Here is a 15732-nt window from a genome sequence, read left to right as displayed (position 1 = left end):
CTACTCACCCCTGATCAGCCGCTCAAGCTCGGTATCCATGTCGACCTTGCCGGTATCCACGGTGTGCTCCACCCACTCCAGCGTGGCCTTCACCCTGGAGATGTTCTCGTGGATCAGCGCGCGTTCGTCGTCCGTCAGGTGCCGGTCCCGCAGACGCGGGACGATCCGCCCGGCCGCCGTGACCAGGGCATGGAAGGCACCGACCAGCTCGATGAACTCGATCGACCGCTGAAGGCCGCGCACCGTCGGGGCGACCGGTGAGTCCCGGTGGAAGGCCTCCCGGGCCTCCTCGTCGTTCTGCTGCTGGGCCTCGTTGACGAGGAAACGGGTGGTGTCGTCGGCCATGGCCCGCTTCGCGACCGTCGGCCGGCGCAGCATGCTCGTGGTGACCTCGGCCGCGATGTCGTCAGCCGGCCTTTGCCGTGGAGCCACCCCCCAAGGCCGGGGCGGGGTCGTGGATGCTGTCGAGCAGCTCCCCAAAGGTGATCTTTTCGTCGGTGGGGCCGTAGTTGAGGGCTTTGAGCAGGGCTTTCCAGCGTTCCGGCTGGGTGCCGCAGTAGGCGAGCAGGTGGGGCAGGGCGAGGGCGGGTTCGTTGCGGGTGAGGATTTCGTCGGCGGGCAGCTGGCGCAGGTGGTGCAGGGTGTGGTGATGGGAGTCGAGGACGGCGCGGTACACGTCCCGGCGCGACCAGAACCCTTCGGATTCGGGGGCGTCCAGCCAGGACTGCAGCACGGCGGCCGGGTCGGGGTGGCGGTCGAGTTCGTCATCGGTGAGCAGCCGCAGTACGGCCTCGTTGTCGTCTGCCGGGGCGAGGGCGGCCGCGGCCGTGTGCAGCCAGGCGGGGACGTCGTTCTGGTGGCCGATCCAGGCGAGTTCGAGAGGGTGCAGCGTGGGGAGCGTGTCGGTGACCGCGGTGTGCGGGGTGTGCGGGTTGCCGGCGAGTGCGGCCAGCGCGGCGACCCGCCGGTGCTGGTAGTTGTGCTCCAGGAGGCGGACCGGACGGAGCACGTCGGTGCCGGCGGTGATGCGCGCGAGGCGGGGGCTGGGCGGGGCGGAGACGACGGCGGGTTGTTCCAGCGTGGCCAGCAGGGCGCAGGCCTTGGCCAGGTGCGTGGCGTTGGTGCTGAGCAGGGCCAGGTCCTCGGCGATGGCGACGGCCCGGTGCTCGCGGTCGTCGTTGCGGGGTGGGGAGAGCAGGCGGCCGCGGCGGACGCATTCGTCGGCGGCCGCCTGCAGCTGGGTGGCCGCGATGTCGGTGAGGCTGGGGTTGTAGCGGACCCGGTTGGCGATGTAGTGGAGGCGGTGGCGGGCGGTCACGCTCGGCTTGGGCAGGTCGGCCACCTCCGGCAGGCACAGAGCGGGCAGGCAGGCCCGCAGCAGGGCGGTGTCGAGCGCTGGCTCTGGCTCTGGCTGTTCGGCCGGGCCGTCGTCTGTGTCCTGGGTGAGGTAGGAGCTGCTGGACGCCATCATGCGGCCTCGACGCGCCTCCACTTCGGCCTGGTCCAGCAGGAGGTGCTGGACGGCTGTGCCGAGTGTGGGGTGTTCGACCAGGTCGTGCCAGCGGTCGGGGCAGGTCGCGAGGATGCGCCAGGGAGCGCCTTCGCCGAACTCGTGGGGCAGGCCCAAGTCGGCACGTTGCGCGAACTGCCATCCCTCGTGCTGCGGGTTTTGGAGAAGCCGGGCGAGCGGGGTGAGGGCGTGCTCCAGGACCGCGTCGAAGAGCGCCGGGGGGACGGGAGGGGCGGGTTCGGCATCCGGCCGGTACAGGTGGCGGTTGGGGTCCCAGTCGGTGACGACGTCCTCGAGGTCGGCGTCGTGCATGCCGGGCAACAGGCCGATCGCGGCGTCGACCTGGTCGGGGTGGCGGGCCAGACCGATGACCAGGCCGGGCGTCGGGCGGTGGGTGCGCAGGATCGTCGGCAGGTCGGCGGCCACCACGACGCCCTGGGCGGCGAGTTCGGCGAGCTGTTTGTCGTCGGCCTGCTGAAGGAGCCGGCGGCGCAGCCCGGGGCGGGTGACGCGGCTGAGCAGGGCGGGCAGTGCGTCCGCGAGGGCCTTGGTGCGGCGTTCCTCGCCGCGACTGTCGACGCCGTAGGGGGCGAGGGAGGTCGAGCACAGCGCCTCGATCACCGTGGGCAGTGCCTCGTCCGGCAGTGCGTCGCTCACGGCGAGCTGCTGCCACAGCCAGTACGTCCCGGCGTTCGCCATGCTTCGGCCCTCCCCAGCGCGTTGACGCGGTGTGACCGGCCGGTCACTGCCTTCCCTGGTGTGACCGTACGCGTGGCGCCTGCCCACCGGCCCGAGTTTGGCCAAATGCCCGGCGCATCAACCCGGTTCGAGCAATTCGCTGCAACTTCCTGGCGTCCGCCTCACGTCAGTTGTCCGTCGTCTACGTGATCACCGGCTCACCCGGCGCCTGTCTGTCCTGAACATCGTCTGGCTCGGGTAGCCACCCGCCAAGGCGCCGCGTACCTGGTGTACGGGGCGTTTGGCATCGGTGGGGCTACTTCAGGAGCGGCCACGGGGCGGCAGCGGTGCCGATCACGGTCGCCATGCCTACGACGACGGCGCCGATGCGGCGGCCGGTCGTGCCGAACAGTCCTGGCTCCTCGTCGGCGGCCGGCGCGACGCTGGCGCTGCTCTCCCCGGATGCCTGGGCGTTGGTCACCACCACGCGGGATCGGTTGCCGTGGACGGCGACGTTCATCGCCTGGCCGATCTGCTCGGGGGTGGGCAGGTTGTCGTCGTCCGACGACATGGTGGCGCGCAGCTCACCCACAAGGTCGGCCAGAGCGGTCCGGACCTGATCGAGGACGCCCATCAGGGCAGGTGCCGCAACACCCCAGTGGAGCTCCGTGATCTGCTGGCGGGGGTTGCCGATCTCGTGGTTCATGACGCGCACCAGATCAGCGCTCTGCGGCAGGGCGAGCCGCAGGGGCTTGTCGGAGTCCATGACCCGGCGCGCGGCCGCCTCGAGCTCGCCGACCCCCATCCGCAGGGGGAGCTCGTTGCTGATCACGTCACGGGCGAAATCGGGCAGTTGCCCAGGGCTGATCTGCTGGCCGGTCACGATGCCGTTCATCACCGCTGCGTCGACCTGCAGCGGCGCCACGACAACGCGGTAGGAAGGGATGTCGGCCAGGTCCACGCCGTCGTAGCCGCGCAGTTCGCGCTGGGCCCAGTCGCGGAGTGCTGCGGAGCCGGCATGGCCTCCGAGTACCACGCACTTGCGCAGGGCTCCGGCCAGCGGCTTGGTGTCGTCGAGCACGTCCTGCTTGATCTGGGCAAGCAGGGTGCGCTCACGTCGGTTCATGCACTCCATTGTGCGAGCCCTCACTGACACCACACCCCTCATCTGTGAGGTCGCGGGGCCATTGCCGCAGGTAGACGCGCCGTCCTGAGGGGCTGTGAGGCGGTGTATGCACCCGGCTGAAATGTGGGTATTTTCTGGGCAGCAGGGAGGGTATTTTGTGGGTAAGACCCGTAAGGAGGTCTCATGCCCACCGATGCCGAGACGCTGGCGGTCGCGCTGCGTCGTCTGCTGCGCCGGGGACTGCCGGTCGATCCTGCTGCTGCCGACGGCGAGCTGCTGGACCTGCCTGGTGTCGTGGCGCGGGCCCACGGTTCGAGCGATCTGGCCGTGCGCGCCCACGCCCTGGACGGGGTGCTGCGCGGGCAGCTGGCCCGCCTGCCGCACGCCCCTCTCGCCCCGGCAGCCCGGCTGCTGTTCGGTGCCGTCCCCGCTATGGCGGGCGTGACGCTGACGGCCCGCAGAGCGGAGGCCGCCCAGGCGGCCGGCTACGAGGTGCACCACTTCCGCAAGCACATCGAGCCCCGCATCTGCACCCTGCTCGCCGAACAACTGCTGGCTGACGCCCAGGCGTTCGCGGCCGCGCATGCGGCCGCGCCCCGCCTGTCGCCGGAAACGGGCTCGCTGCGGCTGCCTCCGGACGTGTTCGCCTGGGAGGTGGCCGAACACGAGGAAGCGCTGTGCGAGGTGTGGTCCCGGCTGTACGCGCTGCGGGCCGCGCTGCTGAGAACGGCGCGGCAAGCGAGCATGGACACGGCCGTGCCGCGGGAGACCTCGGATGAGGTGCTGTGGCGGTACGCCGCGCTGCGATCAGCCATCGCTCGCTACCGCGCCGCCTACGGACCCGTCCTGCTGCCCGCTGACACCGCCCCGGTCGCTCCGGCCGACCTGGAGAAGCTGGCCGGCCCTCTGCCTCAACTGCCCCCGACCGACCTGGCGCTGCTGTCCGCCCTCCCCGCCACGGCCGATCCGCAGGCCTTCACCGCCCAACTCGGCGAGTCCAGCGACGGCGCACGGATCCGCGACGCCTGGCACCAGGCCCTCACCGAGCAGCTGACCGACACCACCACGAGGAGAACCGCGTGAGCACCCCACAACCGCCCCGCCGCTTCGTCATCACCGGCGGCCCCTCATCCGGGAAGGAAGCGGTCTTCACCGAGCTGCACGAACGCGGCCTGCCCGCCTCCACCGGTGAGATCGCCCGCGAGATCTACCGCAAGCACCGCGACCGGCTCGGCCGCCACCTGCAAGTCAGCGACCGCCGCGAGTACTCACGCGAGGTCCTGGAGGGCTTCATCACCGAGTACTGCGCCCACAAGGCCGGAGACCGGTTCTACAACCGCGGCATCCCCGACGGCTACGGCTGGGACGCCTTCTTCGGCCTGGGCCCCTACCCCGAACTGGAAGAGGCCGCGCGCACCTACCGCTACGACACTGTGTTCGTCCTGGACGCCCTGGACGACTTCACCACCGCTGATGACGTGGTCTGGGCCCGCGAACGCGAGATCACCCGAGTCCACCAGCTGATCATCCAGGGCTACTACGACGCCGGTTACCGGCCGATCTTCGTACCCGTCGACTCCGCCCCGGCGCGCGTCGACTTCATCCTCGCCCAGATCTCCGCACCACCCGCCACCTCACACACCTGACCTCACCCGGGGGAAAACCGATGACAACGCCGTTACTCGTCTCGCCCAACAACGTCACCGCCAACTGCATGGCCCGCGCGGTCGACTTGATCCGCCCGCGGATCCAGGCCACCAAGCCGGAGAACGTGGTCTTCACCGTCGGCACGCAGATCAACGGCACCCCGCACCTGGGCACCTCCCTGGTGCAGACCGCCGCGTTCCTGCTCGCCCAGGCGGTCAGGCGGAGCTTCGGGATCGACGCCACCGTGCGCTTCGGGGCCCTGGACAACGCCCCGCACGAGATCCGCCTGGACCCCGAGACCCACCACGCCTACCAGATCACCTACTTCCACGCCCTGGGCGCGGACGGCGTCGCCGACATGATCGGCAAGTACTACCGTGGCTTCTTCGACAGCCTCGCGGACGCCACCGGCATCGACTACGAAGTCCACACCTACACCCAGCAGCAGGCCGACCCCGCCTACCGGCTCGGCTTCCTGGCCACGCTGGAGCGCCTGGAGCAGATCCGCTGGGCCCTGGCCCCCTCCCACGGCATCGTCCACGTCCGGCTGCCCTGCCCCACCTGCGGCTGGGCCGAAAAACGCGCCGAACGCACCCGCCTGGACATCCACGGCTCCGGCGGCGCCGTGTTCACGGCCGTGTGCACCGACCACGGCCCCTACGAGGTCCTGGTCACCCCCGACCGGCCCGAGCCGTACATCGACCTCGCCACCCTCTACCGCAACCTCGTCAAGGAGCGCCTGCCCTCACCGCCGCGCACCCTCAACGTCATGGTCAAGGGCGGAGACGGGGCCTACGGCTGCCAGCTGGTCGACGAGGCCTTCGCCGCTCTGCCCGGCCCCGGTGCCCCGCCGCGCATCTTCACCCCGATGGTGCTCACCGACACCGGCGCCAAGCTGTCGAAGTCGCTGATCCGCGAGGGCACCGTGCCCCCGCCGCCCGGCGCCAGGCCGTGGATGCTCGATGCCACCGCCTGGGACGGCAGCGTCGACGACTACGTCGACGCCATGGTCTGGCTGGTCGGCGTCATGCTCGCCGACCCCAAGCACTTCTACCGCTCCTACACGACCCAGGAGATCGACCGCCTCATGACCCGCCACACCGCAGCCCCCGCCCAGCCCCGCGCCCGGCACATGAACCTCTACCGCCGCTACTTCGACCTGGTGGCCTCCGGCCGCAAGAAGATCGAGGTCCGCGTCCAGTACGCCAACCTGCGCAACCTCGCCGCCGGCCAGCACATCAAGTTCGCCTGCGGCCAGGACGAATGCCTGGTCCGAGTCGTCCGCGTCGCCCGCTACGCCTCGTTCGAGGAGATGCTCGACACCGAGGGCCCGGAGAACGTCAACCCCGACTCCCCGCGCGAGCAGCAGCTGACGAACATCCGCCGCATCTACGGCCCCGAGAAGGAAGCCCTGGGCGTCCTCGCCATCGAGATCGAACGCGTAACAGCCTGACCCGCACACAAAGAGGCGCCCCGTCCCCGGCATTCCAGCTGCCGGGGACGGGGCGCCTCACATGCTAACCGCGCCTGATCGCTGTCGCCGCTGCGCGGCCTGGCAGTGTCCGGGTATCAACCGGGGTCGGCCGCCGTGGAGTTGAAGGTCTTCCGCATCAGCTGGTCGGTGGCGCCGGGTTGTTCGACCAGGCTGTCGAAGAGGTCGGCGAGCAGCCAGAGCACGAAGTTGTGTACCAGGGCTTCCTTCGGCGGGATCGTCCCGAACTGGTCGCGCCAGGCCACCGTGTCCATGCCCATGGCCGCGGCCATGAGGACGCCGGTGACCATCGGTACCTGGGCGGGGTCGGCCAGTTCGAAGCCGGGGAGCTTGCGGATCACGGCCGGGATCAGATCACTGAGCGGATCGAGGCGGTCCTCCTCTGCACCGTCCTGCTGGCCGATGATGTGCGCTGTCAGCACGCCCACCAGGAAGACCGAGCCCCGGGACACTTCCTCCCGGCCGTAGGTCTCCATCGCGGCCTGGACACGCTGCTGCGCCTGCCGACGCTCCTTCTCTGACGTGCGCTTCTCTAAGATCTGGTACGAGTCCCATGCCGCGCGGACTGCCTCGTCCACGACTACACCGTCACTGGTCATGCGCTGACCGTAGTGAGTCGGCGGACTGCGGCGGCAGTACTCGCACCAGTCGCCGGCCCGGATCCGGTGCGGCCCACCATGTTCCGGCCAGACCGCTGGTCGGAGGGCTCTGGCGACCGGAATGACCTGCTGCAACAACGGCAAGGCGGTGTGCCGAAGCGTTTCACTGCTCCGGGTCTCGCGCGTCAGTGCCGGGTAGTACCGTGCTGGTCACTGTCCGTGCTACCGGGGTGGGGGAGTGGCATGCGGTTTCCACCGTTCGATGACCGCGGAACGCTGACGACCATCGAGTTGGAGGCGCTGCGGTCGTTGCACGGAGCGTTTCTGACAGCGCGGTACGAGTGGCAGTCGGCCGTCGCAGTCTGGGACCGCCTCCATACCGCTCGCGACCTGGCCGACCTGCGCGGAACGGAGCGGCCCCCGTTCCGGTACTGCGAGGAAGCCGTCCACGAGATCACGAGCGGCGCGTCCGACTACGAGCGGCACACGGCGCTGACCGCCTGGCGGTACGCGGCGTCGGCGGCCGTCCTGGGCATCACCGTGCTGGAACGCGTGGCCAGAGCGAAACCGCCGCTGACGGCCTTCGCCGTGGAAGAGCTGTGCCAGGAGCCGACCCTTGGCCAGCTGCGTGAGGCGTTGTCGGTGCCGGCGGCCGACTTCCTGCCCGCCCGCGAGCGCAGCTTCCTTGACCAGCGGAAGGAAATGGCGGAGCGGTGGGCCCAGCTGCGCGACGGCGTGGACACCGCGATCGAGATCGTTGTCGAGATCGCCGAAGACGAGGGAGCGGCCCATCCCAGGACCAAGGAGGAGGCGGCGGGCTGCTTGATGACCGAGCACAGCCCACCCCACACAGATCCGGTGTACCTGGGAATCCTGGAGCCGCTGCTTGTGGTGGCGGAGGAGGTTCCGTACGGGATCAGCCGGGTCATCAAGGGCCGTTGACACCGACGGACCAGCACGTATCCGGCCTGTGCGGACCCGGTTCGCGCAATTCGCGCAACTTCGTGGCGCCCGCGTCACGCGGCCCGTCAGGCTGGATCCCGCATCGGACCAGCTGGACAGGGAGCACCGGCATGACAGACGTGGACAGCGGGGTGGCGAGCGACGAAGACGTTGAGTCGGTACGCCGGTGGGTGCGGCTGTCGTGTACCGAGCCGGGCACCCACCTGCCTGCCCTGGCCACGATGGCGCGGCAGCTCCAGCTGCCGACGGCCGTGGTCCGCTCCGCTCGGGAGCAGCTCGCCGCCGAAGGGCTGGTGACCCTCCACGATGGCTACCGCCTGTACAGCGTCGGCACGATGACCCCGACCGAGCGCGCCTACCGGATCATCCGCACCGTGATCCACCGCAGCTACCTGCCCGGCGAGCGGTTCATGAACCGCGACGAGATCGCCCGCACGTTCGAGACCGGCACCAAGGAAGCCGCAGCCGCGGTGCGCCAGCTGGTGGCCGAAGGGCTGCTTGTGGGACCGCGCGGTCAGTACGTCAACGAGTACAGCCCGGAGCAGCAGCGCCGGCGCGTGAAGCAGCTGCGCGAACGCGCCAGCGATCTGCGCCGCGAGGCCCTCGAACTCATGAAGACCGCCCGGGAGATCGAGCGGCAGATGGACGCCGACGACGGCCCCACGGACACGTAGCTCCGCTCCGCTCGTGCCCCGGGTGGCTGCGTAGGTCAATGGCTCGGGGGCGGCTACTCGCAGGACTCGATCGATTCGATTTTGGCGGGGTATACGAAGAACGCGGTGGCTGGGCCGTCGATCCCGCTGGCCGCTTTTGCCCCCACCACTCTGCGTAGTGTCTCCGGGCTCTGGCCCTGTTCCAGCTCCCCATCGGGCGTACGCGTCCACCCCCGGCCGTTGCTGTCGGTAAAGGCCAGCACCGCCACCCCGTCAGAACTGTCGTGGTCCACGGTGAACCGGGAGCAGGGAGGCAGATCCGGGAAGCCGACGCCGGTGACCCCGTCCCGCTTCGGGCGATGGAGGTAGCCGTACACCGAGGTGACCGGGAGCGTGGATCGGTTGGCAACTACGGTGCGGGCGCCTGTGGCGTCGAGCACGGTCCACATGACGACCTTGGACGACTGGAGGCGGGCATGGTCCTCGGAGTCTTGGCGCGACTGCTCGAGCTGGTCCTGGGCGACCAGGACGCCGATGTAGGTGCTGATGGCTGTGAAGATCAGTCCGGCGCCGGCGGTGATGGCACCGACAGCCGTGGCGACCTGGGCCCAGTTCCGACCGCGGCCCCGGACCCGCCCGTGGCGGCGGGCGTACGCACGGCGGAGCCACGAGGCGCGGCCACGCTCCGGACATGGCCCGCGCCCACGACGTGGTTCTCCCGTCACGCGGCCACCTCCCCAGAGAATCCCGTGCAGGCGAGCATGCCTCGGGAGCCGCGCGGTCCCGTGCCGGTGCGCGATCTTCCTCGCCCCCCGCTCCCCCCGCAGTGATACGACTCCCCGCTCACTCGAACGAAGCACGACGGATCGGCAGTCCTGCTGCGTACCGTCCCGGTTCATCACGACTCAACCGCGCCCGTACGGCGCTCGTTACCCAAGGCGGTGACCTCATGGGCCTGACCTCCGGGATCCACTGTCCACTCGCTTCCGCACGCCCTGGCCGGGTCCGTCGACGCGGAGCACGAGCGGGGTTCGGGTCTGTCGTCGGTGGGGATGGGGGTGACAGCATCGAGTTCAGGAGCTGACTCACCGTGCGGGGGTGCGGCGTTGGGCAGTGGCGGGTTACCGGGCGGGGACCGGCGGCGGATCCAGACGGCGGTTCTGGGGTCGGTGGATTCCCAGGAGCCTCTCGTGCTGCCGCTGGAAGCGATCGAACTGGACGCGTTCCGCAAGCAGTACGAGGGCCAGACGTTCTGGTGCGGAAGCTGGCTGGGCGGCTGCGGCCGACAGCTGACGACGAAGCTGTACGTGGACCTTCTCTGAACTAGCGCCTCGTCGAGCCCCCTTGACTCTGAGGACCGGTCTGCGACGAGGGGCGACGTAGAAGGATGCTCCGTGGGCGCGTGAGATTGAGGTGTGCGACCCTGACAGCAACCGGCTCTGGGTCGGCACGCCGATGGATAGCCCCAGCCTCCTGTTGACACCGGGGGTGTGGTGCGTGCGCCATCCGGCGTCTTCCGACGGGCGGGCCGACCGGGTGTCGCCTGGGGCACGCCCGGCATCGAGGGCGTCTTATGGACAGGGTCCATTGCTGTCCGTTGTCCGCAGACAACCGGTTGCTGGCGGCGCGCAATACTCGATTCTGACGAATGCGTCCACCGCGCGAATACGGACAGTGACCGCGGTCGAGAGACACAGGCACTTAGCGGGCCTGGGCATTTGCGGGCGCCCAGCGACAGCGGCAGGGTCGGTCCGGCGCGGGCCAGGCCCCGGGGCGGGCGCGCCAGCAGGGGCGCAGGCGGTGGGTGATCCCCAATCGTTCAGCAGCTCCCACGACGCAACGGGCCCGCCATGGTTCGCGGCCGCTCAGGCCGATCGCCTTGCGTCGTTTCCGGATGGTCAATGTGTGTGGAACCCATCCGACAGTCGACCGTCGGCAGGTGCCGTACCTGCGTTCATTGCGCAGTGGTTCTCGCCGGCCTGCCCGACCGAAACAGGGCCGCCGAGTGCGCCGCGCCGTTGAACAGGGGCCGTGGGCTGCCGTCCGGTGCAGTAAAAGCTCCTGAAGGCATCCGGGCCTGCGGGATCAGGGCTGATCGCTGACGGCTCGGTAGGCCGCGGTGAACAGGGTGTAGCACAGGTCGATCAGTTCTTCGACGGTGGCGTTCTGGTGGCCGAGGGTCCAGTCCACGAGGAGTTCGTTGACTCCGCCGACCAGGCTCATCGTGGTCATGTTGAGCCGGCTGGAGCAGACCTCCGGGCCAGGGAGCGGTGCGACGACGGCGGCGATCATTGCGGCGAATTCGTGCAGGACCTCACGGCGGCGCACTTCGAGGCGGGGGCTGGCTCCCACGACCTCGATGAGCACCAGGCGTGCCATGCGGGCGTCGCCGGTCAGTGTGCGGATGAAGACCTCGAGGCCGGCGCGCAGCTGGGCGTTGACATTGGGTGCGGCAGCGGCTGCGGCCTGCGCGGTTTCGGCGCTGATCGTAGTGATCAGCTCGTTGTAGACCCCGGCGAGAAGGTCTTCGCGGTCGCGGAACGACTCGTAGAAGTAGCGCTCGGTCAGTCCGGCATGCGAGCACACCTGCTTGACGGAGACCGAGGCGTATCCGGCCGTGCCGAACAGGTCGAGGCCCGCCTGGATGAGGCGGGTGCGGCGCTCCTGCTGTCGTTGCGCCGCATCGCGTCCGCCGTAGCGCCGCCCGGCTGTCTGTGTGCCGGTCATTTTTTCCCTTCGCAGAGGTGTTGACACCGGTGTGCTCTGAACTGACACTCTAGCTTGTCAATTCATCTGACACGGTGTCGTGTCAGAAATGCGTGAGGGCCGCTTGCCGCTCGGCGTTCCGCTCATGCTCAGAGCAAGGAAGGGGCTCGACCGTGGCAACACCGCCCAGGTATCCGTACACGTTCAGCCGAAGAGACCGCGGCAGGCTCCCCCGCACACAACCGCTGACCGGCCGAGTGATCGCGGTCACCGGGGCGGGCCGCGGAATCGGGCGTGCCGTCGCATCCCGGCTCGCCGCAGCCGGAGCCGCCATGGCGATCGGCGATCTCGACGCGGAGCTTGCCATGGAGGCGGCTGGTGCCATCGGCGCGCATCCCGGTCGCCGGCTGCTCGGGCTGCCTCTCGACGTCACCGACACACCTTCCTTCGAAGACTTCCTGCACACCGTTGAGACCCGACTGGGGCCGATCGACGTACTGATCAACAACGCCGGAATCATGTGGGTGGGCCCCTTCGAGGAGGAACCGGAGGAAGCCGCCCTGCGCCAGTTCGACGTCAACGTCCACGGCGTACTGCGTGGGATGAAACTCGTGATCCCGGGGATGCGGAAACGCGGTCGCGGCCACGTGGTCAACATCGCCTCCGCCGCCAGCAAGGTCGCCCCGGCCGGCGAAGCGACCTACGCGGCGACGAAGCACGCCATCCACGGCTACAGCTCAGCCGTCCGCGCCGAACTGCGCGGCATCGGCGTGCACGTGTCCTTGGTGATGCCCGGCGTCGTGGACACCGAGCTGGCCGTGGGCACCGCGACCGGCCCCACCCGACGCCTGACGACAGATCAGGTGGCCGACGCGGTGCTCGACGTCGTGCTGCGCCCGCGCTTCGAGGTCTTCGTTCCACACCAGGTGGCCGCCCTGACCCGGTTGGCCGCGCTGCTGCCGGGCCGTGCCCGTGACGCCCTGCATCACCTCCTTGTCCCCAACCAGCTCGCCGCCCTGTCCGACCGGTCGGTCCGCACGGCATACGAGCAGCGCACCCGGACCGCCCGCTATCCCGAAGGATGAGCCCGTGACCACCACGCCCAAGCCGGCGCCCAGCGCGAAGAAGGCCCAGGACGCCGCCGCTCCGCGTCCCATCCCCGAATTCGAAGGTGTCCACGACGTATGGCCCCGCGGTGACCGGCTGCGCGCCGTGCGCCGCGCCGCGGCCGCCTACCGCCAGCGGTTCGTCCAGCAGGGCCGCATCAACGCCGTCCGCAGTTTCGACATCGCCGCCGCCCCGTACCCGACCCGGTTCGGCTTCCACGGCGCCGCGCTCGCCGTCAACCCGTTCGTGAGCATTGTCAACCGGATGCTCGTCGTGCAGTTCGACGGCTTCGACGGTGAGCCGAAAACACTGGTGTGGGAGCCGACCGTCGCCGCCGGAACGGCTCAAGCACCGTTCTACGCCCAGCTCAAGCGTCTGGCGGGGGACTTTCTCACTGACCACGTCTTCGCCCGCTACTACCAAGACCCGAACACCGTCCTGCCCTCCTGCGGTCTACGACCCGAGGACGTGGACTTCGTCAGCTTCGACCACCTGCACGTCCAGGACGTGCGCATGATCATGGGAAGCACCAGCACCATTCCCGGCGAACGGGCGCCCCGCGAAGCGCTGTTCCCGCGCGCCCAGTTGTTGGTGCACCGCAGGGAGCTGGGCACTTTCGAATCGATGCATCCGATGCAGTGGGCCTGGTACGTCGACGGAGGCATGGACGGGGTACCGCCCGAGCGCGTCACCGCCTTCGACGGCGATGTCGAACTCGGTGTCGGCGTCAGCCTGTTGTGGACCCCCGGCCATACGGACGGCAACCACTCCCTGGTGCTGAACACGCCCGACGGGGTGTGGGTCTCCTCCGAGAACGGCATCTCGGCAGACAACTGGCAGCCCGAGCTCTCCCGCATCCCCGGGGTGCGCCGCCACGCCGCGTTCTACGACCGTGAGGTGGTGCCCAACGCCAACACTCTGGAGGACTCTCTCGACCAGTACGACTCCATGGTCAAGGAGAAGACCCTCGCCGATCCCAGTCGGCGCGATCCGCGCTGGCTGCAGATCCTGCCCTCCTCGGAGCTGGCCCCCTTCAAGCGGCACTGGCCGGTGCTGCCCAGCTTCCTCCACGGCGGTCTGAACTACGGCGAACTGACCCCTTCCGGTGGTGGCCGATGACCGGCCCGTCCGCCCGCCGGATCGCTGCGGACGGCGTGGAGTTGGCTGCCTACCAATGGGGAGCGTCCACGGCTCCTCCGGTGGTGCTGGTCCACGGCTATCCGGATACCAGCGTCGTGTGGCGCCCTGTCGCCGAGCGCCTGGCCGACCGCTTCCACGTCACCGCCTTCGACGTGCGCGGAGCCGGTGCCTCTGACCGGCCCAGGGGTCTGCGCGCCTACCGGATGTCCCGCCTGGAAGCCGACCTGGAGGCGGTTCTCGACGCCGTGAGCCCTGACCGCCCGGTGCATCTGGTCGGACACGACTGGGGATCGATCCACTCCTGGGAGTCGGTCACCGGCACCCGCCTGGCCGGGCGGATCGCCTCATTCACCTCCATCTCCGGACCCTGCCTGGACCACGTCGGCCACCTGATCCGGGCCCGCCTTCGGCCGCGGCATCCGGATCTGCCGAAGATGCTGAGGCAGGCCGCACGGTCCTGGTACATCGCCTACTTCCATCTTCCGCTCCTGCCCGCTCTGACCTGGAGAGCACTGGGACACCGCTGGCGCGCCTTCCTCACCGGCTCGCAAGGCGTGCCCGGGTACACCCCCTACCCCGCGCCTACGCTGGCCCGCGACGCCGTGACGGGCACCGCGCTGTACCGAGCCAACATGCTGCCCCGCCTGCTGCATCCCCGGGACCGGCCGACCACCGTCCCGATTCAACTCATCATCCCCACCCGCGACTTCTGCGTCACCCCGGTGCTGTCGTACGGAGTGGAGCACTGGACGCGCCAGATACAACGGCGCCCCATCGACGCCGGGCACTGGGTACAGCTCAGCCACCCCGCGGAGGTCGCGTCCCGGATCGCGGAATTCGCCCACCGCATCGAAGACGGCTCCCGCCGCGATCCGGACCACACCGCGCACCCGATCTAACAGACCGGCAGTACTGGACGACTGCCCGACTGCCCCTGTGCACGCACCTATCGCTGATGGAGGAACCTGTCATGTCCCGAGCCGCACATGCCCACCTGGAACGTCCGTCCGAGCCCATCGACCACCACGACCTGGTGCTGCAACCCCGGGACGTCACCTTCGACTGGGGCGCCACCCCGCTGCACTGGCTGCCGGGTGAGCCCTTCGCGACCCACACCTTCGATGTACTCCACCTGATGCTCCCCGAACTCGAACGCTGGTTCGTGCGCACCTTCGAGCAGGCACTGCCACTGATCACCGATGACCGGCTGCGCGAGGACGTACGCGGGTTCATCGGCCAGGAAGCGATGCACGCCGAGGCGCACCAGGAGGTCCTGGAGCACCTGCTCGCCAAGGGGCTGGACCCGGCTCCGTACACCCTGCAGTCCGAATGGATCTTCCGAAGGGTGCTCGGAGACCGGCCGGAGCTGACGCCGGCCGCCACGCACGCGCACCTCCTCCAACGGCTCGCCCTCATAGCGGCCTTCGAGCACTTCACCGCGTACATGGGTCACTGGATTCTCAGCAACGGGCACCTGGACCGGGTCGGCGCGGACCCCGCGATGCTCGATCTGTTCCGCTGGCACGGCGCGGAGGAGGTCGAGCACCGTTCGGTCGCGTTCGACCTGCTGGTGCACCTCGATCCCCGGTACCGGCGCCGAGTGGTCGGCATGCTCGTCACCGCTCCGGTGCTGACCCGGCTGTGGATCCGCGGAGTCCGCTTCCTGATGAGCGCCGACCCCGAACTCGACGATCGGGTCAAGGTCCGCTTCCGCGACTACCTGGCCGCGGCCCGCAAGGACCTGTTGCCCCCGCCGGGCTCGTTCGCCCGCTCGGTGCTGCGCTACTTCCGCCCCGGCTACCACCCGACCCAGGAGGGCTCGACCCAGCAGGCGGTCGCCTACCTGGCGGCGTCCCCCGCTGCCCGAGCGGCTGCCCGATGAGCCGGCAACCAGTGAGGCATCCCATGGACATCAGCACACCCGTCACTCGGCCGCCGGACCTGTACGGCAGACCGCGCAGCGACTCCTTCATGCGGAAGCTGGCGGCTTTCAGCGACAACGCGGTCGCGGGCCTCGCGCGGCGCGGCACTCCTCCCAGGCGCCCGCCGGCCACCGAGATGCCCGTGATCCGGGAACTGGTGGTCGCCGCCAAGCACCAAGAGGCCGAGGA

Annotated in this window: 16 protein-coding genes and 1 pseudogene; 11 read left to right on the top strand and 6 right to left on the bottom strand. The window is 69.6% G+C overall.

The window, feature by feature from the left end:
- The 3 genes from ACTWQJ_RS13300 to ACTWQJ_RS13290 form a co-directional block, all read right to left on the bottom strand.
- Complete coding sequence (locus tag ACTWQJ_RS13300) at nt 1–432, bottom strand: DUF6192 family protein (RefSeq protein WP_443306845.1); 432 nt, start codon at nt 430–432, stop codon at nt 1–3.
- Nucleotides 407–2209 carry a hypothetical protein gene (locus ACTWQJ_RS13295; protein ID WP_443306844.1) on the bottom strand — a complete coding sequence of 601 codons (1803 nt, stop codon included), beginning with the start codon at nt 2207–2209 and terminating at the stop codon, nt 407–409. The genes ACTWQJ_RS13300 and ACTWQJ_RS13295 overlap by 26 nt, the downstream gene beginning before the upstream one ends.
- A 295-nt stretch (nt 2210–2504) precedes the next feature.
- Entirely contained in the window at nt 2505–3314 is an 810-nt protein-coding gene (locus ACTWQJ_RS13290) for an AbiTii domain-containing protein (RefSeq protein ID WP_443306843.1), read from the bottom strand.
- 183 nt (nt 3315–3497) lie between these two features.
- Here ACTWQJ_RS13290 and ACTWQJ_RS13285 point away from each other — a divergent pair, with 183 nt between their 5' ends.
- The 3 genes from ACTWQJ_RS13285 to ACTWQJ_RS13275 are packed head-to-tail and all read left to right on the top strand — an operon-like array spanning nt 3498 to nt 6414.
- Nucleotides 3498–4397, top strand: coding sequence for a hypothetical protein (locus tag ACTWQJ_RS13285; protein WP_443306842.1), 900 nt, complete (start codon nt 3498–3500; stop codon nt 4395–4397).
- A complete protein-coding gene (locus ACTWQJ_RS13280) occupies nt 4394–4960 on the top strand; it encodes an AAA family ATPase (protein WP_443306841.1) in 567 nt (188 codons plus the stop codon). The genes ACTWQJ_RS13285 and ACTWQJ_RS13280 overlap by 4 nt, the downstream gene beginning before the upstream one ends.
- A gap of 20 nt (nt 4961–4980) precedes the next feature.
- The gene (locus tag ACTWQJ_RS13275) at nt 4981–6414 is read left to right on the top strand and encodes an ASCH domain-containing protein (RefSeq protein WP_443306840.1); all 1434 of its coding nucleotides are present in this window, start codon (nt 4981–4983) and stop codon (nt 6412–6414) included.
- A 116-nt stretch (nt 6415–6530) separates the two neighbouring features.
- Here the strand turns inward: ACTWQJ_RS13275 and ACTWQJ_RS13270 are convergent, their stop codons facing one another.
- Complete coding sequence (locus ACTWQJ_RS13270) at nt 6531–7052, bottom strand: hypothetical protein (RefSeq protein WP_443306839.1); 522 nt, start codon at nt 7050–7052, stop codon at nt 6531–6533.
- A 243-nt stretch (nt 7053–7295) separates the two neighbouring features.
- Between ACTWQJ_RS13270 and ACTWQJ_RS13265 the strand changes: the two genes are divergently transcribed.
- Both ACTWQJ_RS13265 and ACTWQJ_RS13260 read left to right on the top strand, forming a co-directional pair.
- The gene (locus ACTWQJ_RS13265; protein ID WP_443306838.1) at nt 7296–7994 is read left to right on the top strand and encodes a hypothetical protein; all 699 of its coding nucleotides are present in this window, start codon (nt 7296–7298) and stop codon (nt 7992–7994) included.
- Between the two features lie 131 nt (nt 7995–8125).
- Nucleotides 8126–8689: a GntR family transcriptional regulator gene (locus ACTWQJ_RS13260; protein ID WP_443306837.1), complete on the top strand. Its 564-nt coding sequence runs from the start codon at nt 8126–8128 to the stop codon at nt 8687–8689.
- A 53-nt stretch (nt 8690–8742) separates the two neighbouring features.
- Here ACTWQJ_RS13260 and ACTWQJ_RS13255 read toward each other — a convergent pair whose 3' ends face one another.
- Complete coding sequence (locus ACTWQJ_RS13255; RefSeq protein WP_443306836.1) at nt 8743–9393, bottom strand: hypothetical protein; 651 nt, start codon at nt 9391–9393, stop codon at nt 8743–8745.
- Between the two features lie 465 nt (nt 9394–9858).
- Between ACTWQJ_RS13255 and ACTWQJ_RS13250 the strand changes: the two genes are divergently transcribed.
- Nucleotides 9859–9990 carry a hypothetical protein gene (locus ACTWQJ_RS13250; protein WP_443306835.1) on the top strand — a complete coding sequence of 44 codons (132 nt, stop codon included), beginning with the start codon at nt 9859–9861 and terminating at the stop codon, nt 9988–9990.
- A 763-nt stretch (nt 9991–10753) separates the two neighbouring features.
- Here the strand turns inward: ACTWQJ_RS13250 and ACTWQJ_RS13245 are convergent.
- On the bottom strand, nt 10754–11395 hold the full coding sequence (locus tag ACTWQJ_RS13245) for a TetR/AcrR family transcriptional regulator (protein WP_443306834.1): 642 nt from the start codon (nt 11393–11395) through the stop codon (nt 10754–10756).
- Nucleotides 11396–11547: 152 nt separating this feature from the next.
- Here ACTWQJ_RS13245 and ACTWQJ_RS13240 point away from each other — a divergent pair, with 152 nt between their 5' ends.
- From ACTWQJ_RS13240 to ACTWQJ_RS13220, 5 genes and pseudogenes are all read left to right on the top strand, one after another.
- A complete protein-coding gene (locus tag ACTWQJ_RS13240; protein WP_443306833.1) occupies nt 11548–12459 on the top strand; it encodes an SDR family oxidoreductase in 912 nt (303 codons plus the stop codon).
- 4 nt (nt 12460–12463) lie between these two features.
- Nucleotides 12464–13600 carry a hypothetical protein gene (locus ACTWQJ_RS13235; RefSeq protein ID WP_443306832.1) on the top strand — a complete coding sequence of 379 codons (1137 nt, stop codon included), beginning with the start codon at nt 12464–12466 and terminating at the stop codon, nt 13598–13600.
- Nucleotides 13597–14520, top strand: a complete 924-nt coding sequence (locus tag ACTWQJ_RS13230) for an alpha/beta fold hydrolase (protein ID WP_443306831.1) — start codon at nt 13597–13599, stop codon at nt 14518–14520. Before ACTWQJ_RS13235 ends, ACTWQJ_RS13230 begins: the two co-directional genes overlap by 4 nt.
- A gap of 71 nt (nt 14521–14591) precedes the next feature.
- Nucleotides 14592–15503 carry a metal-dependent hydrolase gene (locus tag ACTWQJ_RS13225; protein WP_443306830.1) on the top strand — a complete coding sequence of 304 codons (912 nt, stop codon included), beginning with the start codon at nt 14592–14594 and terminating at the stop codon, nt 15501–15503.
- Between the two features lie 23 nt (nt 15504–15526).
- Nucleotides 15527–15732: pseudogene (locus ACTWQJ_RS13220) on the top strand (oxidoreductase); the annotation flags it as partial.

Origin of the sequence: Streptomyces sp. KR55 (genome assembly GCF_052245645.1) — a bacterium.
Classification (GTDB): domain Bacteria; phylum Actinomycetota; class Actinomycetes; order Streptomycetales; family Streptomycetaceae; genus Streptomyces; species Streptomyces flavusporus.
This window is presented reverse-complemented; position numbering and strand designations above follow the sequence as displayed.

Coding starts and splice junctions, on each gene's coding strand:
- ACTWQJ_RS13295 (WP_443306844.1), bottom strand. CDS start 2,209: ATGGCGAACGCCGGGACGTACTGGCTGTGGCAGCAGCTCGCCGTGAGC.
- ACTWQJ_RS13290 (WP_443306843.1), bottom strand. CDS start 3,314: ATGAACCGACGTGAGCGCACCCTGCTTGCCCAGATCAAGCAGGACGTG.
- ACTWQJ_RS13285 (WP_443306842.1), top strand. CDS start 3,498: ATGCCCACCGATGCCGAGACGCTGGCGGTCGCGCTGCGTCGTCTGCTG.
- ACTWQJ_RS13275 (WP_443306840.1), top strand. CDS start 4,981: ATGACAACGCCGTTACTCGTCTCGCCCAACAACGTCACCGCCAACTGC.
- ACTWQJ_RS13270 (WP_443306839.1), bottom strand. CDS start 7,052: ATGACCAGTGACGGTGTAGTCGTGGACGAGGCAGTCCGCGCGGCATGG.
- ACTWQJ_RS13265 (WP_443306838.1), top strand. CDS start 7,296: ATGCGGTTTCCACCGTTCGATGACCGCGGAACGCTGACGACCATCGAG.
- ACTWQJ_RS13260 (WP_443306837.1), top strand. CDS start 8,126: ATGACAGACGTGGACAGCGGGGTGGCGAGCGACGAAGACGTTGAGTCG.
- ACTWQJ_RS13245 (WP_443306834.1), bottom strand. CDS start 11,395: ATGACCGGCACACAGACAGCCGGGCGGCGCTACGGCGGACGCGATGCG.
- ACTWQJ_RS13230 (WP_443306831.1), top strand. CDS start 13,597: ATGACCGGCCCGTCCGCCCGCCGGATCGCTGCGGACGGCGTGGAGTTG.
- ACTWQJ_RS13225 (WP_443306830.1), top strand. CDS start 14,592: ATGTCCCGAGCCGCACATGCCCACCTGGAACGTCCGTCCGAGCCCATC.